The organism is Clostridium sartagoforme (assembly GCF_004794105.1).
GTDB classification, from domain to species: Bacteria; Bacillota; Clostridia; order Clostridiales; family Clostridiaceae; genus Clostridium; species Clostridium sartagoforme_B.
The window spans coordinates 88,720-115,706 of the sequence record NZ_SRYR01000008.1; the positions used below are offsets into that span (position 1 = coordinate 88,720).

At 28.6% G+C, this 26,987-nt stretch carries 27 protein-coding genes, 2 tRNA genes and 1 rRNA gene; 6 read left to right on the forward strand and 24 right to left on the reverse strand.

What is annotated here, in order from left to right:
• From E5347_RS13070 to E5347_RS13125, 12 genes are all read right to left on the reverse strand, one after another.
• On the reverse strand, nucleotides 1-1,254 hold the full coding sequence (locus E5347_RS13070) for a S41 family peptidase (protein ID WP_136007674.1): 1,254 nt from the start codon (nucleotides 1,252-1,254) through the stop codon (nucleotides 1-3).
• A 120-nt stretch (nucleotides 1,255-1,374) separates the two neighbouring features.
• Nucleotides 1,375-2,268: a permease-like cell division protein FtsX gene (ftsX, locus tag E5347_RS13075; RefSeq protein WP_136007675.1), complete on the reverse strand. Its 894-nt coding sequence runs from the start codon at nucleotides 2,266-2,268 to the stop codon at nucleotides 1,375-1,377.
• Nucleotides 2,258-2,944, reverse strand: coding sequence for a cell division ATP-binding protein FtsE (gene ftsE / locus E5347_RS13080; protein WP_136007676.1), 687 nt, complete (start codon nucleotides 2,942-2,944; stop codon nucleotides 2,258-2,260). Before ftsE ends, ftsX begins: the two co-directional genes overlap by 11 nt.
• Nucleotides 2,945-3,095: 151 nt before the next feature.
• Nucleotides 3,096-3,932 (reverse strand): YitT family protein, encoded by an 837-nt coding sequence (locus tag E5347_RS13085; RefSeq protein ID WP_136007677.1) that lies wholly within the window; start codon nucleotides 3,930-3,932, stop codon nucleotides 3,096-3,098.
• Nucleotides 3,933-3,975: 43 nt separating this feature from the next.
• Nucleotides 3,976-4,821, reverse strand: coding sequence for a YitT family protein (locus tag E5347_RS13090; protein ID WP_136007678.1), 846 nt, complete (start codon nucleotides 4,819-4,821; stop codon nucleotides 3,976-3,978).
• Nucleotides 4,822-5,140: 319 nt separating this feature from the next.
• Nucleotides 5,141-6,085, reverse strand: a complete 945-nt coding sequence (locus E5347_RS13095) for a transketolase family protein (protein WP_136007679.1) — start codon at nucleotides 6,083-6,085, stop codon at nucleotides 5,141-5,143.
• Complete coding sequence (locus E5347_RS13100) at nucleotides 6,085-6,909, reverse strand: transketolase (protein ID WP_136007680.1); 825 nt, start codon at nucleotides 6,907-6,909, stop codon at nucleotides 6,085-6,087. Before E5347_RS13100 ends, E5347_RS13095 begins: the two co-directional genes overlap by 1 nt.
• A gap of 265 nt (nucleotides 6,910-7,174) precedes the next feature.
• A complete protein-coding gene (locus E5347_RS13105; RefSeq protein ID WP_136007681.1) occupies nucleotides 7,175-7,528 on the reverse strand; it encodes a type II toxin-antitoxin system PemK/MazF family toxin in 354 nt (117 codons plus the stop codon).
• A gap of 8 nt (nucleotides 7,529-7,536) precedes the next feature.
• Nucleotides 7,537-7,779, reverse strand: a complete 243-nt coding sequence (locus E5347_RS13110) for a hypothetical protein (protein ID WP_136007682.1) — start codon at nucleotides 7,777-7,779, stop codon at nucleotides 7,537-7,539.
• Between the two features lie 218 nt (nucleotides 7,780-7,997).
• Entirely contained in the window at nucleotides 7,998-8,609 is a 612-nt protein-coding gene (locus E5347_RS13115) for a germination lipoprotein GerS-related protein (RefSeq protein WP_136007683.1), read from the reverse strand.
• A gap of 495 nt (nucleotides 8,610-9,104) precedes the next feature.
• Nucleotides 9,105-9,476: a holo-ACP synthase gene (gene acpS / locus E5347_RS13120; RefSeq protein ID WP_136007684.1), complete on the reverse strand. Its 372-nt coding sequence runs from the start codon at nucleotides 9,474-9,476 to the stop codon at nucleotides 9,105-9,107.
• Between the two features lie 133 nt (nucleotides 9,477-9,609).
• Nucleotides 9,610-9,912, reverse strand: coding sequence for a DUF6514 family protein (locus E5347_RS13125; RefSeq protein ID WP_136007685.1), 303 nt, complete (start codon nucleotides 9,910-9,912; stop codon nucleotides 9,610-9,612).
• 477 nt (nucleotides 9,913-10,389) lie between these two features.
• Here E5347_RS13125 and E5347_RS13130 point away from each other — a divergent pair, with 477 nt between their 5' ends.
• Nucleotides 10,390-13,020 (forward strand): FAD-dependent oxidoreductase, encoded by a 2,631-nt coding sequence (locus tag E5347_RS13130; protein WP_136007686.1) that lies wholly within the window; start codon nucleotides 10,390-10,392, stop codon nucleotides 13,018-13,020.
• A 288-nt stretch (nucleotides 13,021-13,308) separates the two neighbouring features.
• On the opposite strand, the gene E5347_RS13135 is transcribed toward E5347_RS13130, so the two are convergent.
• Nucleotides 13,309-13,701, reverse strand: coding sequence for a single-stranded DNA-binding protein (locus E5347_RS13135; protein WP_136007687.1), 393 nt, complete (start codon nucleotides 13,699-13,701; stop codon nucleotides 13,309-13,311).
• A gap of 75 nt (nucleotides 13,702-13,776) precedes the next feature.
• The gene (locus E5347_RS13140) at nucleotides 13,777-14,616 is read right to left on the reverse strand and encodes a YihY/virulence factor BrkB family protein (RefSeq protein WP_136007688.1); all 840 of its coding nucleotides are present in this window, start codon (nucleotides 14,614-14,616) and stop codon (nucleotides 13,777-13,779) included.
• Between the two features lie 236 nt (nucleotides 14,617-14,852).
• On the opposite strand from E5347_RS13140, the gene E5347_RS13145 reads away from it, so the two are divergent.
• A complete protein-coding gene (locus tag E5347_RS13145; RefSeq protein ID WP_136007689.1) occupies nucleotides 14,853-15,731 on the forward strand; it encodes an aldose 1-epimerase family protein in 879 nt (292 codons plus the stop codon).
• Nucleotides 15,732-15,909: 178 nt separating this feature from the next.
• Here the strand turns inward: E5347_RS13145 and E5347_RS13150 are convergent, their stop codons facing one another.
• The 3 genes from E5347_RS13150 to E5347_RS13160 form a co-directional block, all read right to left on the reverse strand.
• Nucleotides 15,910-18,195 carry an ATP-dependent DNA helicase gene (locus E5347_RS13150; RefSeq protein ID WP_136007690.1) on the reverse strand — a complete coding sequence of 762 codons (2,286 nt, stop codon included), beginning with the start codon at nucleotides 18,193-18,195 and terminating at the stop codon, nucleotides 15,910-15,912.
• 115 nt (nucleotides 18,196-18,310) lie between these two features.
• Complete coding sequence (locus E5347_RS13155) at nucleotides 18,311-18,454, reverse strand: YvrJ family protein (protein WP_136007691.1); 144 nt, start codon at nucleotides 18,452-18,454, stop codon at nucleotides 18,311-18,313.
• Nucleotides 18,455-18,500: 46 nt separating this feature from the next.
• Nucleotides 18,501-19,091, reverse strand: coding sequence for a DUF1836 domain-containing protein (locus E5347_RS13160; protein WP_136007692.1), 591 nt, complete (start codon nucleotides 19,089-19,091; stop codon nucleotides 18,501-18,503).
• Nucleotides 19,092-19,539: 448 nt separating this feature from the next.
• Here E5347_RS13160 and E5347_RS13165 point away from each other — a divergent pair, with 448 nt between their 5' ends.
• Nucleotides 19,540-19,779, forward strand: coding sequence for an AbrB/MazE/SpoVT family DNA-binding domain-containing protein (locus E5347_RS13165; RefSeq protein WP_016207519.1), 240 nt, complete (start codon nucleotides 19,540-19,542; stop codon nucleotides 19,777-19,779).
• Nucleotides 19,780-19,866: 87 nt separating this feature from the next.
• Here E5347_RS13165 and rsmI read toward each other — a convergent pair whose 3' ends face one another.
• The 4 genes from rsmI to E5347_RS13185 all read right to left on the reverse strand — a co-directional run bounded on the left by rsmI (nucleotide 19,867) and on the right by E5347_RS13185 (nucleotide 23,399).
• The gene (rsmI, locus tag E5347_RS13170; RefSeq protein WP_136007693.1) at nucleotides 19,867-20,712 is read right to left on the reverse strand and encodes a 16S rRNA (cytidine(1402)-2'-O)-methyltransferase; all 846 of its coding nucleotides are present in this window, start codon (nucleotides 20,710-20,712) and stop codon (nucleotides 19,867-19,869) included.
• A 2-nt stretch (nucleotides 20,713-20,714) separates the two neighbouring features.
• Complete coding sequence (locus E5347_RS13175; RefSeq protein WP_136007694.1) at nucleotides 20,715-21,464, reverse strand: tRNA1(Val) (adenine(37)-N6)-methyltransferase; 750 nt, start codon at nucleotides 21,462-21,464, stop codon at nucleotides 20,715-20,717.
• A gap of 176 nt (nucleotides 21,465-21,640) precedes the next feature.
• The gene (locus E5347_RS13180) at nucleotides 21,641-22,852 is read right to left on the reverse strand and encodes an NlpC/P60 family protein (protein WP_136007695.1); all 1,212 of its coding nucleotides are present in this window, start codon (nucleotides 22,850-22,852) and stop codon (nucleotides 21,641-21,643) included.
• A 241-nt stretch (nucleotides 22,853-23,093) separates the two neighbouring features.
• Nucleotides 23,094-23,399 (reverse strand): hypothetical protein, encoded by a 306-nt coding sequence (locus E5347_RS13185; protein WP_136007696.1) that lies wholly within the window; start codon nucleotides 23,397-23,399, stop codon nucleotides 23,094-23,096.
• A 151-nt stretch (nucleotides 23,400-23,550) separates the two neighbouring features.
• Between E5347_RS13185 and E5347_RS13190 the strand changes: the two genes are divergently transcribed.
• Together E5347_RS13190 and E5347_RS13195 are read left to right on the forward strand one after the other, a co-directional pair.
• Nucleotides 23,551-23,626: transfer RNA gene (locus E5347_RS13190), tRNA-Pro, on the forward strand.
• A 600-nt stretch (nucleotides 23,627-24,226) separates the two neighbouring features.
• The gene (locus E5347_RS13195; RefSeq protein ID WP_136007697.1) at nucleotides 24,227-24,868 is read left to right on the forward strand and encodes an HAD family hydrolase; all 642 of its coding nucleotides are present in this window, start codon (nucleotides 24,227-24,229) and stop codon (nucleotides 24,866-24,868) included.
• Between the two features lie 71 nt (nucleotides 24,869-24,939).
• Here E5347_RS13195 and E5347_RS13200 read toward each other — a convergent pair whose 3' ends face one another.
• Nucleotides 24,940-25,686 carry a peptidylprolyl isomerase gene (locus E5347_RS13200; RefSeq protein ID WP_136007698.1) on the reverse strand — a complete coding sequence of 249 codons (747 nt, stop codon included), beginning with the start codon at nucleotides 25,684-25,686 and terminating at the stop codon, nucleotides 24,940-24,942.
• Nucleotides 25,687-26,050: 364 nt separating this feature from the next.
• On the opposite strand from E5347_RS13200, the gene bcp reads away from it, so the two are divergent.
• A complete protein-coding gene (bcp, locus tag E5347_RS13205) occupies nucleotides 26,051-26,503 on the forward strand; it encodes a thioredoxin-dependent thiol peroxidase (RefSeq protein ID WP_136007699.1) in 453 nt (150 codons plus the stop codon).
• Between the two features lie 131 nt (nucleotides 26,504-26,634).
• Here the strand turns inward: bcp and E5347_RS13210 are convergent.
• Nucleotides 26,635-26,710, reverse strand: a tRNA-Phe gene (locus E5347_RS13210).
• Nucleotides 26,711-26,717: 7 nt separating this feature from the next.
• Nucleotides 26,718-26,834 (reverse strand): 5S ribosomal RNA (gene rrf, locus E5347_RS13215).
• Nucleotides 26,835-26,987 lie beyond the last annotated feature (153 nt).

Sequence of the window (26,987 nt, forward strand, 5' to 3'; positions counted from 1 at the left end):
CTACTTTAACTTTTCCTTAATAACTTCTATACTCTTTATTAATTGAGTATCTAAACTCTTATCATATTCTTTATTTAAGGTTTCTTCTGGAATAGTTACTTCTATATCTGGTGTAATACCTATCTTGTGTATATTTTCTCCATTAGGAGTATAATACTTAGAAGTTGTAACTTTTAATCCACCTTTATCATCTTTTAAGTTGATTAATTGTTGTACAACACCCTTACCAAAACTCTTAGTTCCAATTATTGTTGCAAGCTCATAATCTCTTAAAGCTCCTGTAAGAACTTCAGATGCTGAAGCACTACCTCCATCAATTAATACTACAAGTGGTAATCCTTGAGCATCACCACCTACTGACTTATACTCTTGCTTTTTATCATACTTATCTATTGTATAAGTTACAACCTTGCCCTTAGGTACAAACTCCGATGCAATGCCAATAGCTTCTGATAAAGAACCACCTGGGTTTCCTCTTAAATCTAAAATTAAACCCTTCATTCCTTCACCCTTAAGTTGAAGAATTTTCTCTTTAACTTGTTTAGCACTATCTTCATCAAAGGATGATAATCTTATATATCCTACATTATCTTCAAGGATTTCGCCCTTTACAATAGTTGTCTTTATCTCTTCACGAGGAATTGTAACATCTAAAACCTCTTCACCTCTTGATATAGTTAAATCAACAGATGTCCCAGCTTCTCCTTTTATCTTAGAAACTGTATTTTCGAGTTTAGGCTCTGCCATTTCTTCTCCATTTACCTTTAAGATTACATCTCCAGATTTCAAGCCAACCCTTTCAGCTGGAGAACCCTCTATAGGGGCAATAACAGTAACTTTCTCATCTTTAATACCAACCTGAATTCCAATACCAACAAAATGTCCTGAAATTTGTTCAACAAAAGATGAGTATTCCTTATCGTTCATAAACAGAGTGTATGGATCATTTAATGAATCTGTCATTCCTTTTATAGCTGCTTCCAAGAGAGCATTATCATCAATTTCTCCATTATATCTTAAAAGCAAATTCTCCCTTACTTCAAACAATAAATCATATTTTTTAACATCCTTAATTTCACTTACATCCTTAGCAACTGCTTCACTTACGTTTCTTAATCCTATACTTCCGATAGTAAATGCACTTCCTAAATAAAAGAAAACAATGTTAGATAATATGAATACACCTACGATTATTACTATGCTAAGGCGCTTTTTTAGCACATTCTTTCCTGTTACTTTATTATTATTTTCCATCTCAACTACCTCCTTTCATATAATCCATTAACTATAAGTAAATTCCTCTTAATAATATTTTAAGTGGAGAAATTTCTCCACTTAAAGTATATAATCTATTTTCTCTTTTTATTAATAACTTTATACATCTAAGAACTTTCTTAAAGCAACTATACTTCCTAAGGCTCCTATTGCTGTACCACCAGCTAAGAATCCCCAAGTTAAAACACCTAAAACAAAACTTGGTGGAACTAGTGATACTAAGAACATAGTAGACACTATGTAACCAAAAATACTCTTATATAGGAAATATAATAGCAAGCTTGCTAGTAATGATCCTACAAATCCTATAATCATACCTTCTATTATAAACGGCCATCTTATAAACCAATCTGTAGCTCCAACAAACTTCATAATTCCAACTTCTCTTCTTCTTGAATATACAGTAATCTTAGTAGTATTAGTTATTAAGAATATTGATACTCCTATAAATACTACAAATAAAACTACTCCTGCTATTCTGACACCATCTATAAACGAACTTATAGTATCAATCATATCTTGTTGTTGTTTAGATATATCTTCAACGCCTGACATTCCTTCAACAACTTTCCCTATTTCTTCTGCATATATAGGATCTTCTAATCTAACTATAAATGAACTTGGAAGTGGGTTATTTTGTAAATCAAAACCTTGTAATAATCCTGGATTATCCTTTAAACTTTCCTTAAAGTTTAAGAAAGCTTCTTCTTTTGATTCATAAACAACTTCCTTAACTCCTGATTGTTCTTCTAACTTTAGTTGTATTTCCCTTTGATCTATTAATTTAATATCGTCATCTAAATTAACTTTAACTTCTACTTTAGATGCCACATCTTCTATAGCCTTATTAAAGTTAAGACCAATAAGCATAAATGTACCAAATATAAAGAATGTTATTAGTACAGTTATCATAGCTGCTATACTTAAGGTTCTATTTCTTTTAAGACTCTTAAATGCATCTACAAAAAAGTACTTTAATGTATTAATTTTCATCTTCGTACATCCCCCTTGCTGTATCTCTTGCTATAGATCCCTTTTCAATAGCAATAACTCTCTTTTTCATGTTATTAACTATGTCTTTAGCATGTGTAGCCATTAATATAGTAGTTCCTGCTCTATTAATGTCCTCTAAAAGCTCCATTATTTCATTAGCAGTTTCAGGGTCTAAGTTACCTGTTGGCTCATCACAAATTAATACTGATGGGTTGTTCACAATAGCCCTAGCTAAAGCAACTCTTTGCTGTTCTCCACCTGATAATTCATTTGGGAACATTTTATACTTATGTGAAAGTCCAACTAGAGATAATACCATAGGAACTCTCTTCCTAATCTCCTTAGGCTGAGCCTCTACAACTCTCATAGCAAAAGCAACATTTTCATAAACGTTTAAAGTAGGAATAAGCCTAAAATCTTGGAAAACCATACCTATCTTTCTTCTATAGTAAGGTATTTGCTTTCTTGTTACAGTATTTAACTTTTTACCTGCAACTACAATTTCCCCAACTGTAGGTTCAGTCTCCTTAATTAACATTTTTATAAAAGTTGATTTCCCTGCACCAGAAGGTCCAACTAAGAATACAAACTCCCCAGATTCTATAGAAATATTTACTTCAGATAAAGCTTTAACATTATTATCATATAGCTTAGATACGTTTTTAAATTCTATCATCCTCTAACACCTCACACATAAGCGTATTTTTAAAGCTATTAAACCTATAGCGTTATTATAGCATAACAAAGCTTAAGGAAAAACTTTTTTTCTACTTTTATTCCAAATATAATCTATATTTTTCAGTAATTTAGTAAATCTTATTTAAATCTTAATAATTTTTAAAACCTTCACCTAAGGCTTCAGTTGATTCACTTACAGTTAAAAATGCTTCTGGATTATTATGCTTTATAAACTGCTTTAATGTAATAAACTGTTTAGAAGATAGCACTGTATAAATAACTGTCATATTCTCCTTTGTATATCCACCTTTACCAGTTAAAATAGTACATCCCCTATCAATATCATTATTGATAAAGTCTACAACTAGCTTTTCTTTATTAGTAATTATAAAAACCTGTTTAACAGGATTTATACCTGCAATAAATTTATCTACTAAATTCCCAATTAATATAGCACTTAAAAGTCCGAAAAGTCCTTTTTCAACACCAAAGGAATAAATAGCTAATAAAGTTACCGTACAATCTGCTAATAATAATCCTTGACCTATTGGTAAGTGAAAATATTTATTAATAATTTTTGCAACTATACTAGTTCCACCAGTAGAAGCATCCTGATAAAATGTTATTGCTGTTCCAAAAGCTAATACTGCTGACCCAAATATACATGCTAATACCATGTTATCAGTTATAGCTCTTGGATTAAAAAAGTTTTCAAAAATCCACATTATTACGGACATCATTACTGTAGCATAAATACTCTTTGCTCCAAAAGATCCTCCTATTAAGAAGAAGGCTAGTGCAAATAGTAAAATATTAAATATAAAAACTAATATACTCGGATTAATATTAACTAATTGATTAATTGCTAAAGCTAATCCTGATACTCCACCTGCTGCTATATCTAATGGGAAGAAAAAATATTCTAACCCAAAAGCAACTATTGCTACACCTACAGTAGCTAAAAAATATTCTTTTAATTTTTGCATATGTGTATTAATCTCCTTATACTTAAATTGTCTCATCAAAAGATTATTGTATATTTTTAAATCCCTCTCCCATTACTTCATGTACTTCTCCAACTGTAATAAATGCATTTGGATCAACTTTACTAATATGTTGTTTAAGTTTTATAAATTCACTTCTACCTAAAACCGCATATAGTACGAAAGTATCTTTTCCAGTGAATCCTCCAACACCCTTTAAAAAAGTACATCCTCTCTCCAATTCTTCCATTATAAATTTTCCTATTTCATCACTTTTCTTACTTATTATAGTTACTTCCTTACAAACATGGAAGCCCTCTATAACTTTATCAATGGCAATTCCATTAATTATTACTGAAAGTAATCCATATAATCCTATATTTATACCAAAAGTAATTGCCCCTAATAAGGTTACTATAAAATCAACTGCTAATAAAGACTTTCCTATATCTATATGAAAAAATTTATTTAATATTTTTGCTATGGTATCAGTTCCACCTGTAGATGCATTTGCATTAAATACTATAGCCATACCTATTGCTGTAATTAAAGTACCAAATATAGCAGCTAACATTAAATCATTAGTTATCGCCTTTGGTTCTAAAAAACTCTCAATAAAAGTCATCATTCCTGCTAAGCTAAAACTCGATACAATTGTTTTAACTCCAAAATTTTTACCAAGAAAAATAAACCCTATTACAAATAAGAATAAATCCATTATAAAAACCAAAGGGCCAGTAGAAATTGCTGGTATATAGTGATTAATTACAATGGCTAAACCTGTTAATCCCCCTGCTGCTATATTGTTAGGTATGAAAAAATACTCAAGTGATAATGCCACTAAAAAAACACCGACAAATATAAATAAATAATCTTTTAAACTTTCTTTCATATAAATCTCCTTTCCTAGAGAATCCTTATTATTTTCCCTCAGTTGTGATTTTCTATCCCTTTATAATTTGATGCTATACATATCCTATCTGTAAACATTATATTATTTTTTTAACTAATTGTAATCACTTTTATTTGTATTAAATTGTGCAGGAGTCTTTAACACATTATGCCTTGTCTTATGAGCCGTCAATTTATCTTTGCGATTTTATTTGCATTTTATTGCTATTTAAATAATTAAGGGGTTGTCTTAGACAACCCCTTAATGGTAAATATAGCTATTTTTTAGTGATTTATTTAAATTTATATAGTAAACTAATTTATTTCTTTAGAGAAATTGCTTTTTTTGCCTTTTCAACTACATTTGAAGCTGTTAATCCATACTTTTCTAGTAATTGATTTGGTAATCCACTTTCTCCAAATACGTCTTGAACTCCAACCTTTAATACAGGTACTGGAACTTCTTCAGTTAAAACTTCAGCTACAGCAGATCCTAATCCACCAATAACATTATGCTCTTCAACAGTTACTAAAGCTCCTGTTTCCTTTGCTGCTTTAACTAATATATCTTTATCAATTGGCTTTAATGTATGTATATTAATTACTCTTGCATTAATGCCTTCTTTCTTTAATTCTTCCTTAGCCTCTAATGCAACGTCTACCATTATTCCTGTTGCAACAATTGTTACATCATTTCCTTCTGATAAAGTTACACCTTTTCCTATTTCAAACTTATAAGTATTTGCATCATTTATTACATTAACTGCTGCTCTACCTAATCTTACATAACAAGGTCCATTATATTCAGCTATAGCTTTAATAGCAGCTTCAGTTTCAACTGCATCAGCTGGACATATTACTGTCATATTAGGAATGCTTCTCATTAATGATAAATCTTCTATTGCTTGGTGTGAAGCACCATCTTCTCCTACTGTTAATCCAGCATGAGTTGCACATACCTTAACATTTAATTTAGGATAACAAATTGAGTTTCTTATTTGCTCGAAAGCTCTTCCTGCTGCAAACATAGCAAAAGTACTTACATATGGTATCTTACCACAAGTTGATAAACCAGCCGCAACTCCCATCATATTACCTTCTGCAATACCCATATTAAAGAATCTTTCTTCACAAACAGCTTTAAAATCTGCAGTTTTTGTTGACTTTGAAAGGTCAGCATCTAAAACTACTATATCTTTATTTACATCAGCTAAAGCGGCTAATGCCTTTCCATAAGCTTCTCTTGTTGCAATCTTCTTACTCATTATTTATCCCCTCCAATTTCTGCTAACGCTTGTTCACATTGCTCCTTGCTAGGTGCTGTTCCATGCCATGAAGCTTGATTTTCCATGAATGAAACCCCTTTACCTTTTACAGTATTACAAACAACAACTGTTGGCTTTCCTTTGAAGTTCTTTGCTTTTTCTATTGCATCTAAAATTTCATCTATATTGTGTCCATCTATTACTAGTACATTCCATCCAAAAGCTTCAAATTTCTTATCTATTGGTGAAGGATTCATAACCTTAGTTATATCTCCATCTATTTGAAGTCCATTAAAGTCTACAAAAGCTGTTAAATTATCAAGTTTATAATGAGCTGCAGACATAGCTGCTTCCCAAACTTGACCTTCTTCAAGCTCACCATCACCTAAAAGTGTATAAACTCTATAATCTTTCTTATCTACTTTACCAGCTAAAGCCATACCTACAGCTGAAGATATACCTTGGCCTAATGAACCTGTAGACATATCTACTCCTGGTAAACACTTCATACTAGGATGTCCTTGCAATCTTGTGTTAATCTTTCTTAATGTATTTAATTCTTCTACTGGGAAATATCCCTTTCTAGCTAATACGCTATATAAAACTGGCGCTGCATGTCCCTTTGATAGTACAAATCTATCTCTGTTTTCATCCTTAGGGTTTTCTGGATTAATATTCATCTCTCCAAAATATAATGTAGTTAGGATATCAGCTGCAGATAATGATCCACCTGGATGTCCTGAACATGATTCTGTAAGCATTGAAACTATATCCTTACGAATAGTTTTAGCAATTGACTTTAATTCTTCAACATTTTTACTCATCTTTCATCCTCCTAAGATTATATTTACTAGTACATAGTGTGCCGTTTTTTAACTAAATTTATTTTAGCACATCATTTTTCATTTGTATATACTATTAACCTTGTTTTTATTAAAAAATAAGGTTTTTTAACCATAAGTGCTATACTATTTATCAATTGTATATCACTTTTCTCTTTTGTATAATATAATAAAAGAAACCCTTACGGGTTTCTTAAGTATTTAATATACTCGATTATTAACCAAAATTCTTATTTAGTACTACTTTTTATGCTAAACTCAAGCTAATTAATAAAGCTTTATTAACCTTTTTCATATCTGAATCTGTCATATGACCTATTTTTTCTTTTAACCTCTTCTTATCTAAGGTTCTTAATTGTTCCAATAATACTACAGAGTCTCTATTTAAACCATATTCCTCAGATGAAATCTCAACATGTGTTGGTAATTTAGCTTTGTTTATTTGAGAAGTTATAGCCGAAACAATTACTGTTGGGCTATACTTATTACCAATATCATTTTGAATTATTATAACTGGTCTAATTCCACCTTGCTCTGATCCTATTACTGGGCTTAAATCTGCATAAAAAATATCCCCTCTTTTTACTACCATATTTGTCATTAGAAATATCACACTCCGCAAAGCCAGTTCTCATATTCATCAATATTTGCGTTTTCGCACTCAAAAGGAAGCTGTGAAAGCTCTAAATTAATTTTAGCCATCTCTTCGTAGCCTTCCTTCATAATTTTAAAAATATCCATATTTAATTGACCTTCATTATATTCTATTAAAGAATAATCAAGAAATTGACTGTTTTTTTTAATTTTTGCGACTTTTTTTGAAAATCGAATATTATTGACTTTTTTAGACATAATTTGCCTCCAGGTAGTAAAAAAATCTATGTATGAATTAATTATATTGCAAATTACGCCTCTTTGTCAAAACTTATGTTGAATTTTTCGATTATTTATTTAATTTATATAATTTTATCTATTCAAATATTTATATCCCTCTCGTAAACCCCTACATGCTTATGTACACTATTTTTTAAAATATAATTGTAATAATTTTAAATATTGAACTGGTTATTTTAATTTAAAAATTCTTGATCTAACTGCTTTAACTTTTCAAAATTTTTATAGACTATTCTCACTCTATCCTTATTATTTCTATCATAGATTATAACTCCAATAGGTATTCTTTCATTTTTATCTATAAAAACCTTTGCTTTATTTAAATTATAGTTGTTTAGAAATAATTCACTTGTAAATTCTATATATTCAGTGTCTCCCCATTCTTCTTGTCCTTCTTTTATTCCTTCACTATCAATAGGATAAGATAATAAATTATTTAAAAAACTTAAAGAATATAAATCATCCATTGCTTCTTCCATATAGAGCTCTTTATTTGAAATATTGTCTTTAACTAAAATTTTATCATCCTTATATATTTTAGTTCTCTCTTCACCAAAATCTATTCTTCCACCAGTATCTTTTATGTAATATTGCTTAGTTTCTTGTCTTTCTTCATCCCTTGAATTCATAATTACAAACTCTACATCAGTTGTATAAGCTTTTATTTCCTTTAATCTTTCTATTAATTCTTCATTAGATGGCTGTGCTGTTAATCTCAATATAATAACTATAGATATCAAGATTACAGGTATAGATACTAAAAATCCTAGTAATAATTTTCTTTTCATATATACTCCTCTTATAAATTACTCATTATTACTATTATTAGATTTTGTTAACATTTATTCATAGAGTTCATAACCTTAAGTATATTTTTCATAACTTCTAAACCTGCAGCATAGTATTTTATCAATTAATTTACTCTATATTCTTGTCCCTCAATTCACATTTGCATAATATTGTAACACAATCTTTTAAGTGGATAATTTTAATGCTTAATTTATGTAAATACCATCTCTATCAGTTATCAACAATGATATATTTCTGTTAATAGAATACTACTCTCTTTTTGGATACTTAAGAACCCCTATCCTCTCTAAACAGCTTAATATCTTATACTATAAACCATTACTTTAAAGTTAAAAGACACATTAGCCATTATAAAGGCTCTTTTACCCACTGAAAATATAATATTATTAACTTTCTTGCTATAACTAATCCATATCCACCATTATTTATATTTGCATAAAGCATTAAAACTTTTCCTACCGAATTAATTATCTTTATACTACTTCCTCCAATACTGCAAAAGCTATTGCGTTACTTTTATTATGTGATATAGATAAATTCAGTTTATAATCCTTATTAATTATATTAGAAATATTTTTACTTAATAAAACTATAGGTTTACCTAGTTCATCTCTTAAAACCTCTATTTCTCTTAATGAGAATCCTCTAACTCCAGTTCCTAAAGCTTTGCTTATTGCTTCCTTAGCTGCAAAATTTCCAGCTATAACTTCAAATCTCATATTCCTTGATTTAAACATTTCAAGTTCTTTGTCAGTAAATATATTTTCAAGAAACCCACTAGTCTTCTCTACTGCACTTTTAATTCTTTCGATTTCAATAATGTCTGTACCTATTCCTAAAATCATAAAATCACTCCTTATAATATATTTTACTATACTTGTAATTTTATTTCCTATATTTATAAGTTGTAATAAGTATATTATAATTCAGGACACTCTATAAAGTACTCATTCTAAAATAGAAGTAATTAAACTATACCTAATTAAAATCCATTACATAGTTGTCAACATATTCCCCTAATATGTCAACTAAGTGAACAGGTGATACTTGATAGTTATGAACTAATGATAATAACTCCCTAACCTTATCTTCTATATTAGATATTTTACCAATATAATCTCTTTCAATGGCTATTACATTTCCATCGACTATATCTTGTCTCTCTACCTCGATACCAAATGCTTGTCCATTTAAATAAGATTCTTCTGTAAGCCTATATAAGTACTTTATTTCCTTCTCTTCATCTTTGAAACTACTGTATAAACTATTAACAACCTTCATTATTATTCACTCCTTCTATCGTTAATTCTTAAATAATGCCTTTAATATCTACATTTAAAACAATATCACAGAAAATATCAAAACTATGTCAAACTGTGTTTTACTGCTTATAAAATATTTCCTTACATTTCTACAAAATTCACATTTTAAAAATTTCTTTTTATAAAATATTTAATTTATATAAACTTTTTATTGTAAGTATTTTCAAAATTACATATTATTCCTTTTAAACTAAGAAAAATGTAACTTTGCTTTTTTAATAACTTAAAAATATACGAATAAATGTATTATTTTGAAATATTAATTTTGTATTCGTTTTAATAGCAAAAAATGAGTATTCTCCAAAAAGAATCTTAATTATTTACAAACTAATTGTAAAATATTTTAAATTATTATTGATATTGTTAATAATTAGACATATAATAATTTTATAATAATAGTTATTAATTAATATTAATTTAAAGGCAGGTGTTAGTTTTGAAGTCATTAGAACTAAAAAAAGATATTCATTGGGTAGGAGCTCTTGACCCAAATTTAAGAATTTTTGATATTATTATGTATACACCTTACGGTACAAGCTATAACTCCTATGTGGTTAAGGGAAGTGAAAAAACAGCTGTATTCGAAACAGTTAAAGTTGAATTCTTTGATCAATATATAGAAAGATTAAAAGATTTAGATGTAGATATAACGAAAATTGATTATATTGTTGTAGATCATACTGAACCAGATCACGCCGGATCAGTGGCTAAGTTGTTAGAAATTTCACCAACTGCTAAAGTTGTTGGTTCTGCTCCTGCAATTAAGTTTATGAAACAAATTGCAAATAGAGATTTTGAATCAATTACTGTTGGTGATGGAGATACAATTAGTTTAGGAAATAAAACTCTGGAATTTATCTCTGCTCCATTCTTACACTGGCCAGACTCTATATACACATATATTCCAGAAGATGATGTTTTAATTACATGTGACTCATTTGGTTCACACTATTCTTCTGAAGCTATTTTAAATAGTAATGTAGAAAGTAAAGAAGACTATATGGAAGCATTAAAATACTACTTCGATTGTATTTTTGGACCATATAAAACTTACGTATTAAACGCAATTAAAAAGATTGAGAATTTAGATATCGATATGATTTTACCTGGTCATGGTCCGGTTTTAGTTGAAAACCCATGGGAAATCGTTGAATACTATAGAACTTGGAGTACTCCACAAGAAGCTCCTGCTGATGGTAAGAAGTTTGTTACAATACCATATGTTTCCGCTTATGGATATACAGAATCATTAGCTAAGGAAATAGCCAGAGGTATTGAAGCTGCTGGTAACATAGAAGTTAGATTATTCAACGTAATTCATCATGAAATTGCTGATATAGTCAATAGTATCGGCGAGTCTGAAGGTTTACTATGTGGTTCACCTACAATAGTTGGAGAATTATTAGAACCTATTCGTGATGTTTTATCTAAACTTAACCCTATAGTTCATGGTGGAAAACTATGTGCTGCTTTTGGTTCTTATGGTTGGAGTGGTGAGGCTATTCCTAGAATGGAAACAAGATTAAAAGAATTAAATATGAAATCATATGGTCCAGCCTTAAAGATAAACTTTAAACCTTCTGATACTGAGTTAAATGAAGCTTTTGAATATGGTTTAGGATTTGGTGAAGTTTTACTAGGTACAAAAGAACCAATTAAGGAAGAACCTAAAACTGAAGTAGCTGCACCTTCTACTGGTGGTGGATTAAAACTATGGAAATGTATGATTTGTGGAGAAATATTCGAATCTGAAGAAGTTCCTGAAATTTGTCCAGTATGTGGGGCTGGTAGTGATCAATTTATTGAAATTAAGAGAGAAGTTACTACTTACTCTATAGATAAAGAAGAAACCTATGTAATTATAGGTAATGGTGCTGCTGGATTCTACGCCGCTAAAGCAATCAAAGAAAGAAATGCTAGTGCTATAATTAAATTAGTTTCTAATGAAGACACTCACTCTTATGTTAGAACTCAACTTTCAGATTTAATAACTGAAGAAATAACTGAATCATTCTATTTAGCTAGATCTAACTGGTATAAAGAGAATAGTATTATAGAAATCTTAGGTGCTAATGTTAATACTATAGATAAGAAAACTAAGACTGTAAAATTAGATAATGGGCATGGTATTCGTTATGATAAGTTGATCTTAGCAAACGGAAGCTACAACTTTGTTCCACCTACTAAGGTACTTATCGATGGCTCAGAAACTGAAATTAACTCCTGGACTTATAATAGTGTAAATGGAATCCATACTATTAAGAAGTTATGTGATGTTAATGCATTAAAGGAAGATTTAAGTGATTCTAAAAATGTTTTAATTATCGGTGGCGGATTACTTGGCTTAGAAGCTGCTTGGGAAGTTCAAAAACGTAATATAAATGTTACTGTTGTAGAATTAGCAGAAAGAATGCTTCCTCGTCAATTAGATAGTGATGGATCTGCATTATTTGAAAGTCTTGTTAATAAGACTCCTGTTAAGGTTCTTTTAGGCGAAGCAGTTGATTATATTAATGCTGATTCTAATAGTGTTAAATCAGTAAAATTAAAGAGTGGTAAAGAAATTGAAGCTGATACTATAATCTTCTCTGTAGGGGTAAGATCTAACATCTTTATAGCTCAGCCTATAGGAATCAATTGTAATAGAGGTATTATTGTTGATGAATATATGAAGACAAACTCTGAAGATATCTTTGCTTGTGGTGATGTTGCTGAGTATGATGGAGTTTATTATGGTAACTGGCCAGCTGCAATAGAAATGGGTAAAGTTGCTGGAGCTAATGCTACTGGAGATAAGATTAAATTTGAAAAATTCGTATCTTCAACAGTATTCCAAGCTATGAATACTCAAGTATTCTCTGCAGGTACAGTTAACTTTGATGATCCAGCCTTAGAAAAAGTAGGTTATGTTGATAGCTTAAATAATAAATATGCTAAATTATTCTTTAGTAATAATATTCTTGTTGGTGGTATCTTAATTGGAGATATAAATTCTTCAGTTAAAATAATTCAAGGTATTCAAAATAGAGAAAATAAAGCTACCGTTTTATCTAAAGGAACTATTTAAAAGAGGCTGCTTGCAGCCTCTTTTTCAATTGACAATTAATAATTAACAATGATCAATTAAGGATATAATTTGTTCCAAATTACTAGAATAAAATAGTTTTAATTATATATTATTTAATAGTTTTCTTTAGTTAATAATTGATTCTTTAATAATGAATTTAAACTGAATTATTATTTTCTCTATTATAATGTTTAAGCTTACTAATTACATTTATAAAAATAATAAAAAGGGACTGTCTTATATTTAGACAATCCCTTTTCACTATTTATTTAAATTTATATTTTAAGCTTAATTACTTGCTGTTTTATTTAAATCTTCTTTATTTAAGTCTTCTTCGTAAGAACTTTCATCTCTTTCATTTCTTCTATTTCCTACAAACTTAAAATCTTCAGCTACTACTTCGGCGATATATTTTTTACTTCCATCTTTATCTTCATAGCTACCTGTTCTTAATCTTCCACTTAAGCTAATGAAACTTCCTTTTCTCATATACTGGCATACTACTTCTGCCTTCCTGCCCCAAATGGTAACAGGTATTAAATCAGCCTTTCTCGTTCCATCTTGAGACTTAAAGTTTCTATCTACAGCAATAATAAATTTTGTAAAAACCTTATTGCTATCTTCAAGGCTTCTAAGTTCAGGGTCCCTTATTAATCTTCCTAATAATACAATTTTATTCATTACTTACACCTCCTGAATATTTCTTCTTTGATTATATCCAGTTAGGCATTTTCTATTCATATTTAATAAAATTTATTATTTTTTAACTCCTATTCTAAATACAGAATTAATTTCTGCTCCTAATATAAGAATTATTGAGGTTATATATAACCATGTCATAAGAATAAAGACTGCCCCTACGCTTCCATATAACCTAGAGTAATTAGCTATATTGTTTATATAATATGAAAAGCCTAAAGAAACTATTATCCATCCTAAGGTACTTACTATTGCACCAGGATAAACTTCTCTCCATGGAACTTTCTTCGCTGGAGTATATCTATAAATAGAAGCAAAAATTAAAACCATCATAGATACTACTATAATATATCTACTTATATTCCATATACTCTTAATAACTTCCTTAAAAGGAACAATTTTAAGTAATTGCTCTCCTAGTATTTCTCCAAAAACTAGCATGGCCAAAGTAAGCATTATTACTAAAACTAATGCAAGGGTAAATACAATCCCTACAATAACTCTTTTTATAAAAGTTCTTTTTTCTTTTATATCATATGCTTTATTTAAACCTTTTATTACTGCTCTAAATCCAGAAGAAGCAGACCAAATCGTTAAAATTAAAGAAGCTCCTAATAATCCAGCATTTTGTGTTTCTACAACTTCAACAACTGTTGTTTCAATTAACCCATACACACTTATTGGTAAAATAGTACTAAGCCCACCTAAAATTTCCGCTGTATTAAGTCTGCTAAACCCTACTATAGTTAATAGGAAAAGTAAAAATGGAAAAAATGATAGCATTAGATAGTATGCAAGTTGTGCTCCTAAGGCAAAGATATCATCATTATTCACTTTTACTATAAAAAATACTATTTTATCTAAAAGAGACTTACTATTTATATTTTCATTATTCATTTAATCACCACATCTCTATTAATCCACATTAATTACTATTATTATAATCTATATCATATTACTTTATCTATGATACTCATCTATTATATTTTTATGTTAATATTTATCAACTTGTAAATCTCTTTTATTGCTAATAAACTATATAACAATTTATAATTATACCAAAATTCTTTCTAATTAATATCCATTATAGTATAATTTTTAATAGGTTAGTATGTATGAAAGGAGTTTTTAATATGAAATATACTTTAGAAAACAAAAATGTGCAAATTGTTGCAAGTACTTTTGGTGGAGAACTTAATAGTCTTTCAAGTAAAAAAGATAATTTAGAGTTTTTATGGAATGGTAATGAGGCACATTGGAAATATCACTCTCCTATCCTTTTTCCAATTGTGGGTAAGGTGAAAAACGGAAGGTACATAGCTGAAAATAAAGAGTATGAGCTTCCTCAACATGGACTTGCAAGAACTAAAGAATTCAAAATGATTGAGAAAGATGAGAATCATGTAGTTTTTGAACTATTATGGTCAGAAGAAACTTTAAAAGTATATCCATATAAATTTTCATTAAAGCTTTCTTATGAACTTCTTGAAAATGGAGTAAAGGTTGGATATTCTGTTAAGAACTTAGATGATAAGGATATTTATTTTTCAATAGGTGGTCACCCTGCCTTTATGTGTCCATTATTTGAAAATGAAAACTTTGAAGATTATTACTTTGAATTTAATAAAAAAGAAAATGCTAAAATAATGAATTTAGATTCTAATACAGGTTATTTCTCAAATACAGAATCTGAATTTTTAAAAGATGAAAGTATTATAAATCTTAATTTAGATTTATTTAAAAACGATGCCATAGTATTTAAAAATCTAAAGTCTAATTTGATCACTCTTAAATCTAATAAAAATAATAGAGAATTATCTATGGACTTTACAGGCTTCCCATATTTAGCAATATGGACTAAGCCTGCTGGTGCACCCTTTGTATGTCTTGAGCCTTGGTATGGTCATGCAGACTTTGCTGATTTCAATGGTGATATCACAGAAAAAGCTGCTATAGAAAAATTATCTATAGGAAGTGAATTTACAGCAAGCTACAACTTATATATTAAATAGTTTTAAAATGAAAAAATTAAGAGAATGAAAAAATGAAAGAATGAAGGAAGAGGTTTTGCTATGCAAAACCTCCTTTATTTATAAATTATCTAATAAAATCTTTAAAGATTTTTATTAGCATTTCTTCATTCTTTAATTTTTTAATTCTTTCATTAATAAAATGCTTCGCATTTTATGACTAAAGTTCCCATTCTGTAGGTAATAGGCTCTTATATTTTATTGTTGAATACCTATCGTCTATAAGAAGTATTCGCCCCTTATCCTCTTCAGTTCTAATTACCCTACCAGCAGCCTGCATAATCTTATTAATACCTGGATATATATATGCATAGTCAAATCCATTATCCTCATAATAATTTCTTATTATATCACCTTCATTTGATATCCTAGGAAATCCAACTCCTACTATAATACACCCAATCAATCTCTTTCCAGGCAAATCTATTCCTTCTGAGAAAACTCCTCCAATTACACAAAAAGCTAATATATTACTATCTTCTTTAAAGTTATTAAGAAATTCAACTCTTTCTTCTTCTCTTAATACTTCATTTTGACAAATAGTATTTTTATCGCCATAAAGCTCACAATATCTTGAATATAACTTATCTAAATATTGATATGATGGTAGAAAAACCATATAGTTCCCTACTTCTTCTTCCTTAAATCTATTAATTAATTGACAAAGCTTATCTATATTATTATCTCTTTGGCTAAATCTCATATTAAGAGGATTGCTATATACTTTTAAATTCTCCTTTTTAAAAGGTGATGGTAACTTCATTCTATAACTCTTATCATCTCCACCTAAAACATCTATATAATACTTTATTGGTGTTAATGTTGCAGAAAAAATTGTAGTTGAATGTGCCTCTTGAATAATCTTAGATAAATTTTTAGATGGATTCACACAAAACAGCTTTACTTTAACATCATTTTTATTAAGTTCAACTAAAGTTACATATTCTTTTTCAGAATATATTTCAGAAATAGCTATAAAAGATCTTATTTCAAAATATAAATCCCTTATTTCTTCATAACCTTCAGTATTTACTGCTTTCACTAAGTATTCATCACATTCACTAATAAAAATCCTTAAAAGTTTAGTTAAATCCTTATACTGCTCTTTCTTATAAATACTACTAACTTCTACCTCTTGAAGTTCTTTTCTTAATTCTATAAGATACTTATTAATAGAATTCAGGCATTTATATAAATTAGGTGCTTTACCCTTTACAGCTTTACTAGCACTTAATATTTTTTCTTTGTATATTTCTGCACTATACATACTTCTAGATCTATCCACAAGGTTGTGTCCTTCATCCACAAGTAATATGTTTTTATCCACATCATCCTCAAAGAACCTTTTTAATTTTGCTCTTGGATCAAAAGCATAATTATAATCACATATTATTACATCACACCACAGGCTTAAATCTAATGACAATTCAAAAGGACATAACCCTTCTTTTCTTGCATAGTCTTCTATAGTCTCCCTAGTAAAGTTATCCTCTTCCTTTAACATATTATAAATACTGTTATTAACCTTATCATAGTAATTCAATGCATACTCACAATTTTCAGGATTGCAAATGGATTTCTCCTTAAAACAAATCTTATCCTTTGCTGTCAAAGTAATATTTCTACAACCAAGACCTTTATCTTTAAGCCTCTTAACAGCATCCTCTGCTACAGTTCTAGTAATAGTTTTTGCAGTTAAATATACTATACGTTCGCCTCTATTTTCGCCTAAGGCTTTAACAGCCGGGAAAATTGTAGATATAGTCTTCCCTATCCCAGTAGGTGCTTGAGCAAATAATACAGATTTTTCTCTTATTGTATTAAAACAAGCCTTTGCAAGCTCCCTTTGCCCTAATCTATACTTTTCAAAAGGAAACTTCAATGTTGTTATACTTTTATTTCTATCTTCTATCAAATTAGATTTTAAAATAACCCACTTTTTATATTCTTCAATAATTGAAGAAACATAATTTTTAAGTTCTACAAAAGAAAATTTCTTATTAAAACTCTTTACCTCTTCTGTCTCGATATTGAAATAACTTAATCTAACATTTATTTCACTCATATTGTTTTGAAATGCATAAATATAGGCATAAAACTTTGCTTGAGCCCAATGAAGTAAATTATAATCTTCATCTATCAAAATAAGAGGCTTCATTGTAGATTTAATTTCTTCTATATAAACATTATTATCTTCAATAATAATTCCATCAGCTCTTCCATCAACAATTAAAGTAACTTCTTCTATTTTAAACTCTTCACTAAGCCTTACTTCTTTTTCATAGTTATCATATATCTTTTCATTATTACTTTGAAGCTTTTGATGTGCTATAGTACCCTCTACAGCCCTGGTACTTCCAACAAACCTATCATCTATGCTTCCTGTCCTTAAAATATATTCAATTATACCTCTAACTGATTCTTTAATTACTATCTTATTACTCATAAAACTCTTCCTTATAATTTTGCTTAACTATATTATAAGACTAATATTAAATTATACAAAATAAAAAGGAGCTATGTATATAAAGTTATATATTCCAAAGCTCCACCCTTTTTAACTACTTAATTGAATTAATAGTGTTAGATAAGTTGTTAATGCTAGTAGTAAGACCATCTAGCTTTCCTTCTATTCTAATTAATAGATATAGAGAAATAGCTATAGGGAATCCTATATTAGCAATTACTTCAACTATCTCATTCATAACATCACCCTCTAATTATATATGCAATAATAGAGACTTTTTAAAATTACTCTGAATGATATCCGTTAACCATTTTTTGAACTAATTTCTTTATTGCACTAGCTTGAGCAATTAAAGACATAACTATTACAAAAGTTCTTATACTATTTTCATCTGTCTCATTTAAATTTAACTCAGAAATTATACTATCTAACTTTTCTTCGTCTACAACAGGTTTGCTTAAAAAGTCCTTGAAACTTTCACTTTGAGTTTCAGAAAATATCTTATACGCCTTTTCCCAAGATATTATATCATCACTTCTATCATTAATCTCATTGAAAGCCAAGCTGAATACCTTCTTGATTTCTTCTGTAGTCAAAACTGGTCTCATATAACTTAATAAAACTAATTGAACTAAATGAATCTTAGTATAACCTCTTTTTTTACCGTCCTCAGGTTTACTAATTACTTCACTTTTTATATAATTTTGAACAATATTATTTGTATATTTATCTTCAACAAATTTATCATTTAAAAAATCTATAACTTGTGATAAAAAGAGATCATACTTTGGCAAATCATCATAGCCTACCATGTTCCCGTTAGACATTTCTTCAGCTATTTCTGTTATATAGTTAGTGTCTATTTTTTTTACCATATACATTCACCTCTAAACTTATATTATTAATTAAATTATATAGTATATATAAACTTATTACAAGTTATATTTACCTCTATAATTACATTTTAATACTTTTTCTCAATAAAATTGATAATTATTTATGGAGAAAAGCCCTTCCTTAATATTATTTACATTTTTTTCTTATTTTATTAATATATTTTTAATAAAATTACTTTACTATAGTATAGTATTCCCCTAAAATTAGTAGACAAGCCATTCTACATTTTTTTGCTATTTTTTTGGAAATTTGCTTAAATTACCTTGACTTTTCTAAATTATGGGAGTATATTGTATTTATAAATGAATAATTTTAAAGAATATGTATTTTTTGAAAAAATTTAAGAATTTCTATTGACTTTAAATTACATTTTTAGTAATATTGACGGTGCAAGATGTCGAAACTTGTTTTAAGGAGGAATGTGTAATGAAATCAACTGGAGTTGTAAGAAGAGTAGATGAACTTGGAAGAATTGTTATTCCAATAGAATTAAGAAGAACTTTAGATATCGCAGAAAAAGATGCGTTAGAAATCTATGTAGATGGTGAGCAAATCATATTAAAGAAATATGAACCTGCTTGTATATTCTGCGGAGATGCAAGAGATGTGGTTAACTACAAAGGTAAGAACATCTGTAAAAATTGCTTAAATGAATTAAAGAAATAATAATTTAAGCTTAAAACCCCTATAATTAATTTATAGGGGTTTTAAAATTTAATCAACATATTTTTTATTATATTTTTGTGAACATAATTATAAATTAGTTGAATATTTATAAACATCCTTTTTAGCTAATCCTCTTTCTTTAGCCACAAGCTTTATAGCTTCCTTCTTATTTATCCCTTCAGATATAACCTTTTCTAAATGTTCTTCAATACTTAAATCTATCCACTGAGATTCCTTTTCTGCCTTAATGTCTTCATCAGATTTCCCTGAGATAACAAGTACAAACTCACCTCTTGGTCTATTTTCAGTAAAGTAATTTATTGAATCAGTTATACTACCTCTAAAAATCTCTTCATGAAGCTTCGTAAGTTCTCTACATGCAGCAATACTTCTATCTCCTAGGTTATCTAATAAAAAGCTTAGAGTATTAAGTAATCTATGAGGAGCCTCATAAAAAATCAAAGTATCTCTAGCATTTTTAACTTCTTCTATAACAGGAATTCTATCCTTATTCTCTCTTGGAAGAAACCCTCTAAATATAAATTTCGTTGTATCTAGTCCAGAATAAACTAGTGCTGTTGTTATTGCTGTCGCCCCTGGTAATACTTCAAAAGGTATTCCTTCTTCTATGCATTTTTCTACTATAATGCTTCCAGGATCAGATATTCCAGGTGTGCCTGCATCTGTTATTATAGCAATATTAATACCCTTCTTAAGCTTTTCAATTATATTAGAGCTTTTTCCCTGTTCATTATGTTTATGATAACTAAATAAACTCTTCTTAATTTCAAAATGATTAAGTAGTTTTAAGCTTTGTCTCGTATCTTCTGCTGCTATTTCATCTACTGATTCCAATACTTCTAAAGCCCTTAAGGTAATATCCTTTAAATTCCCTATAGGAGTTGGAACTAAATATAGCTTTCCTAATTCCATAATTATTTCTCCCTTCCATATATTTTGTTTATTTCTTCAGAATAAGTTCCATCTTCATTATAAACATATATAGGTTTTTCCCACTTCAAATATGCTCCACCATCTCTTTGACCTTCTACTAATACAATATTAGGTGCTTTATTTATATTTGGTTGAACCATTTGAACTCTTTTAGGTTCTATCTTATATTTTCTCATTAACTCAAAAATATCAATTAACCTTTCAGGTCTATGTACAATAAACATTCTTCCATTATCCTTTAGAAGCTTCCTAGATGCTACTATTACATCCTCTAAGCTACACATTATTTCATGCCTAGCAATTGCTAGCTTATCATCTAAATTAACTATACCAGAGTTATTTAATTTATATGGTGGATTAACTGTTATTACATCAAAAGTACCTAGAGAACTTAAATACTTTAAATCCTTCAAATCAGCATTCTTAAAACTAACAACATCTTCTATTTCATTATACTTGCTACTTCTTATAGCCATCTCTACCATATCTTCTTGTATTTCTATTCCTACTACTTCCTTAGGTTTATATTTTCCATATATTAAAAAAGGAACTATCCCCGTTCCAGTACATAAATCTATAACTCTATGCTTATTCTTTACATTTGCAAAGTTTGAAAGCAGTACTGCATCTATTCCAAATCGGAATCCTTGTTTTTTTTGAATTAGATATAAGTTATCTAATTGTAAATCATCTATGGCTTCATCTGATAATAACTCTATATTTTTCTTCATAATTTACCTCTACAATTTAAATTATATTTATCTTTATTATAAGTAATTTAAAATAAAAAAAATATTATTTTTAATGAATAAATCCTACTAAATTATAGCATAATATTCTTGTAACATAAAATGAACCCCGCCTTTAAAAGACGGAGCTCATATTTAATTAATTATTAACTTCTTAATTAAAGTATTCTTCTAGCACCATAGAAACCTTGAATAGGTGATACTTTTACACCTTCTCCTGGTTGAGGAGCATGTATATATTGGCCACCGCCAACATATATTCCAACGTGACCTAAATCATAAGTAAATACTAAATCTCCTAGTTGTAAATCACTATAAGAAACTGGCACCCCTTGGCCGTATTGACTCCAAGTAGTTCTAGTAATTTCTATTCCTGCTGCATGTCTATACACATAGCTTGTAAAGCCTGAGCAGTCAAAGGCATTTGGACCAGTTGCTCCATAAACGTATTGAGTACCAATAAGTGTATAAGCAAAGTCTACAATAGCATTACCTGTAGCTGAAGAACTTTGACCTCTATTTGGTCTATTTGCAGCTTCTTGTTGAGCTTGTAACTCTTCAACTTTTACTTTTGCACTTTCTATAGCATTATTTACTTCTTCTATAACAGTTGGACTCTTAAGTTGATTATCTCTAATGCTTCTTAATTGGCTTATAGCGCTTTTAAGACTTTCAAGATCATTAGAAGATCCAAGTATTGAAAGTTGTGGATCAACTAAACTTCTTTCAGCAACAGATAAGTATTCTGCATCAAACTTGCTTTGCTCTTCTTTAACTGTTGCAATAAGTTCTTCTTGTTCCTTTTTCTTATCTTCAAACTCAGCTAATGCTTTATTTGTTTCTTCAGTAAGCTTAGCTATTTCATTAGATTTATCTTGTAATGATACAACCTTTTCATCTAATTTTTCTTGCTTATCTGTTAACTCTTTTACTATTTTCTTGTCTATATTTATAAGTCTACTAGCAGAATCTATCTTAGATATAAGATCACTAAAGCTTTCAGCGCTAAATAATAAAGTTATATAACTTCCTTGTCCGCCTGATTTGTATAACTCTCTTAATCTTTTTCCTAAGACTTCCTCTTGCTCTTCAAGTTCTACCTTTGAAGCTTCAATTTCTTTCTTAGTATTTTCAATTTCTACCTTAATAGAATCCATTTCTGCTTGCTTCTTTTGAACATCTTCAGCTAATGGAGCTATTTCTTCATTTAATTTATATATTTCACCTTGTATATCGTTTATCTTACTGTTTAATTCTTCATACTTTTGTTGGCTTTCTATAACTTCCTCATTAGGAGTAGCAAAAACTGGCGTTATAGAAGTTAATGTTAAAGCACCTGCAATAACAATTGATAAAATCTTCTTTTTCATAAGTGTTTGGTCTTTTTAGACCATCCCCCTCTCCCTATACGACTCTTTACCATTATAACACTTATGGAAAGCTTGGACAATGGTAAATTTTTAAAATCGAGATATTTAGAGCATGTAAATGTATTCTATACATATTCAGGTTAATTAATCCTTATTAAAATATTTTAAATAAACCCTTATATTTAAGTATATTTTAATAATTATTAATTTATATCTACATTTTTCATATAGTAAGATTAATTCAAATATTTCTATATTTTTTTAATATAATTTTTTGAATTACTGACACAGCTACTATCATAATTATGTACAAAACAATCAATATCCTAGACTTATCTAATAAGAATATATCTAAGAGTCCTAATATAAGACCTGTTGATCCTATAACTAAATTAAATATACCATTATATTTCATAAACTTTTCAGAGTCTTTATATACTCCACTTTCTTTAAAGTAAACTTGCATCTTCTTACTTAATAATGAAACTAACCCCATGAATATGAAACCTAAACTACCTAAAATTAAAACTACACTTGTAATTTTCACATTTATTCCTCCTAATATAATACTTGCCTTATTTTATGTCTTTTAAACATTCATTGTTAAATATTTTATCAATATTACTATCCAATGTAAAATAAATTTATGCTAAACTGTTGACACAAGTAAAGATTGTTACTATAATTATAATGTACTTCGGGGTGTGGCGCAGATGGGAGCGCGCGTGGTTTGGGACCATGAGGTCGCAGGTTCAATCCCTGTCACCCCGACCACAGCAAAAAATCTTCTCAAATATTGAGAGGATTTTTTTTATACCCTTATAAAAATTTTAGTCTATATTCTATCCTAAAATGGTAAGATTATAAACATACCTAAAAAAGAATTAGTTTAGCCTAATAAAGCATCATTAATAAAATTATATTATTTGCAATCTAAATAGTCTTTAAATTCTTGAAACTCATCACTAAAGCCTATAGAATTACAAAGAATTAATATAATTGGAATTATTGAAATATACGTACAATAAACTAATATCCACATAACTCCTATCCCCTTCATATATTCGTCCTTAAAACATTATATGGAGATATAAAGGATATTGTTATTCTTTTTTAAGACTTTTAACATAGATTTATCTTCATATATAAGTTACAATAAATTTTTATATTTTATTAAGTTACATTTCAAATGTAAAATTTTTTAGTTAGATAATTACACTATTAACTTATATATAAATTAAATTATATATGGGCTTTCAATTAATGTAATTTACTTTCAAAACTATTTTGGGGATTAAAATAACATAGGGTACAAAATATAGATTACTTATTAAAACCTATATATTTAGTATATAAAAATGGAGGAATAATAAAATGAATAATATAAAAGCAGTAATATTCGATTTAGATGGAACTCTTATTGACTCCATGGGAATATGGACTCAAATAGATGAAGAGTATTTAAAAGGATTTGGATATGAAGTTCCTGATAATCTACAAGAGGAGATAACTCATCTTACCCTTACAGAAACAGCTGTATATTTCAAAAAAATGTTTAATATAGATAATGAAATAGCGGATATAATAGATACTTGGCATAATATGGCCCTAGGTCATTATTCTAAAACTATTAAACTTAAGGATGGCGTTGTACCATACCTAAATCACCTAAAAAATAATGGAATTAAAATTGCCTTAGCTACTAGTAATTCTATTCCATTATTAGAAGCTACACTAAAGAATCATGAAATTTACCATTACTTCGATGCTATAACTACTACTGAAGAAGTAAATAAAGCTAAAAATTATCCTGACATATATTTATTATCAGCTAAAAAATTAGGTGTTAATCCAGAGGATTGTTTAGTTTTTGAAGATATTGTCCAAGCTGTTAAAGGTGCTAAACTCGCTGGTATGACAGTTTATTCTGTTTATGATAAGAATTCAGAAAATCAGAAAGAAGATTTAATAAAACTATCTGATAGATATATTCAAAGTTTTAATGAATTACTTTAATTAAATTAATAGGTGGATACCAAACACTTAATAAATTTGGTATCCACCTATTAATAATCTTTTAAGTTATACTATGCTCTAGTAACTCCATGCTTCTTTTCTAACTCTTTAACAACATCTAGATATTTTCTTTGTTGTGCTTCTTGTAATAAATTATTTATAATTTGAGCTTTAACTTCTTCAAATGGGCTTTCTGATCCATCATTCTTATCTTCTACTTTAATTAAATGATATCCGAATTGAGTTTGTACTGGCTCACTAACAACATTTAAATCTAAGTTAAATGCAGCTTCTTCGAATTCCGGAACCATCATTCCTCTACCGAAAGATCCTAAATTACCACCTTCTTCTTTTGAAGGGCATGTTGAATATTTTACAGCAGCTTCTTCAAAAGTTAGTTCATTAGCATCTATTTCTTTCTTAATTTTATCACATAATTCTTTATCATCTACTAAAATGTGCTTAGCAGTTACTGTAGGAGCTTTAGTAAACTTATCTTTATTAGCATTATAGAAGTTTAACGCATCTTCTTCAGTTACAGTTACTTCTAATAATAATTTATTTAAAGTAAGTTGAGTTAATATATCTTTTTCTGCTTGCCTTACATTTTCACTATATTCTTCAGTTTCATCAATCTTTAATTCTTTTCCTAAAATATTTATTAGTTCAAATGATACTAATTGCTCTAATAATTGCTTTTTTGCTTCCTCTGTTGCAAAGTACGCTCTTCTATCTTCAGGATATCTTGAAATTACATTTTGTAAGTCTGATTCCTTAATTTCTTTTCCTGCTACCGTAGCTAAAATTTTATCTTCCATCAATAATTCTCCTTTAAATTTAAATTTACTATCCAATTCATTATAACAAAGTTTTCTCTAAAATATACTATCTTTGAGTAATTAATATAAAAATATCTAAATTGTGTTATTTATTGATAATAATTATTATTAGTATTATAATTAAGTTAATATATAAGTTGTAATAAGTTTATACACCTTATTAATTTGTATTTCATGTGTAAAATATTCAGGCCATGAAATTAAACACTCAACTTATGTAAAAATTAAAAGATATATATGCTTTCAAGTGATATCGTCTGCTTCAGAATTATTTCCACTTAAAGTTATATAAGCACATAAGATATAGATTATTTATTGAAACATATATAGAGGAGGTTTTTATATGGAAATAGGAAGTTTAGCTCCAGATTTTTCTTTAGCTGGATCTGATGGAAAAACTCATAAACTAAGTGACTATAAAGGTAAAAAGGTAATTTTATATTTCTACCCTAAAGATAACACTCCTGGTTGTACAACTGAAGCTTGTGACTTTAGAGATAATATAACTACAATTAATGACTTAAATGCAGTTGTTCTTGGAATTAGTAAGGACAATTTAAATTCACATAATAAATTTATAGAAAAGTTTAATCTTCCATTTGTTTTACTAAGTGATGAAGATAAGGTTGTATGTGAATTATATGATGTCATTAAAGAAAAGAATATGTATGGTAGAAAGGCTCTTGGAATAGAAAGAAGTACCTTTATTATTGATGAAAATGGTAACTTGATGAAGGAGTTTAGAAAAGTTAAAGTTAAAGGGCATATAGAAGAAGTTCTTGAAGCTCTTAAATAAAATTGCTAATTAAGTTTATTAAAAGCTCTCTATTTTAAATAGAGGGCTTTTATATATTGATTATTATGTTTTAATTCATTTATTATAAGTTAATAAATAAAAAGCACTAACTAAAGTTAGTGCTTTTTCTCTGGTGGCTCGACCAGGAATCGAACCAGGGACACGAGGATTTTCAGTCCTCTGCTCTACCGACTGAGCTATCGAGCCTTATAAGACCTGGCAACGTTCTACTCTCCCACACAGTCGCCCGTGCAGTACCATCGACGCTGTAGAGCTTAACTTTCCTGTTCGGAATGGAAAGGAGTGTTTCCTCTACGCCATCATCACCAGATGCTATGATTCTCTAAATCTGTGATTTAGTAAGAATCTTGTACTTCTTTATGAAGTTCAGAGTGTTCTCTGAAAATTGCATATGAATAATTTTTAACATTTCCAAAATTTATTGGTCAAGCCCTCGACCTATTAGTATCAGTCAGCTAAATAT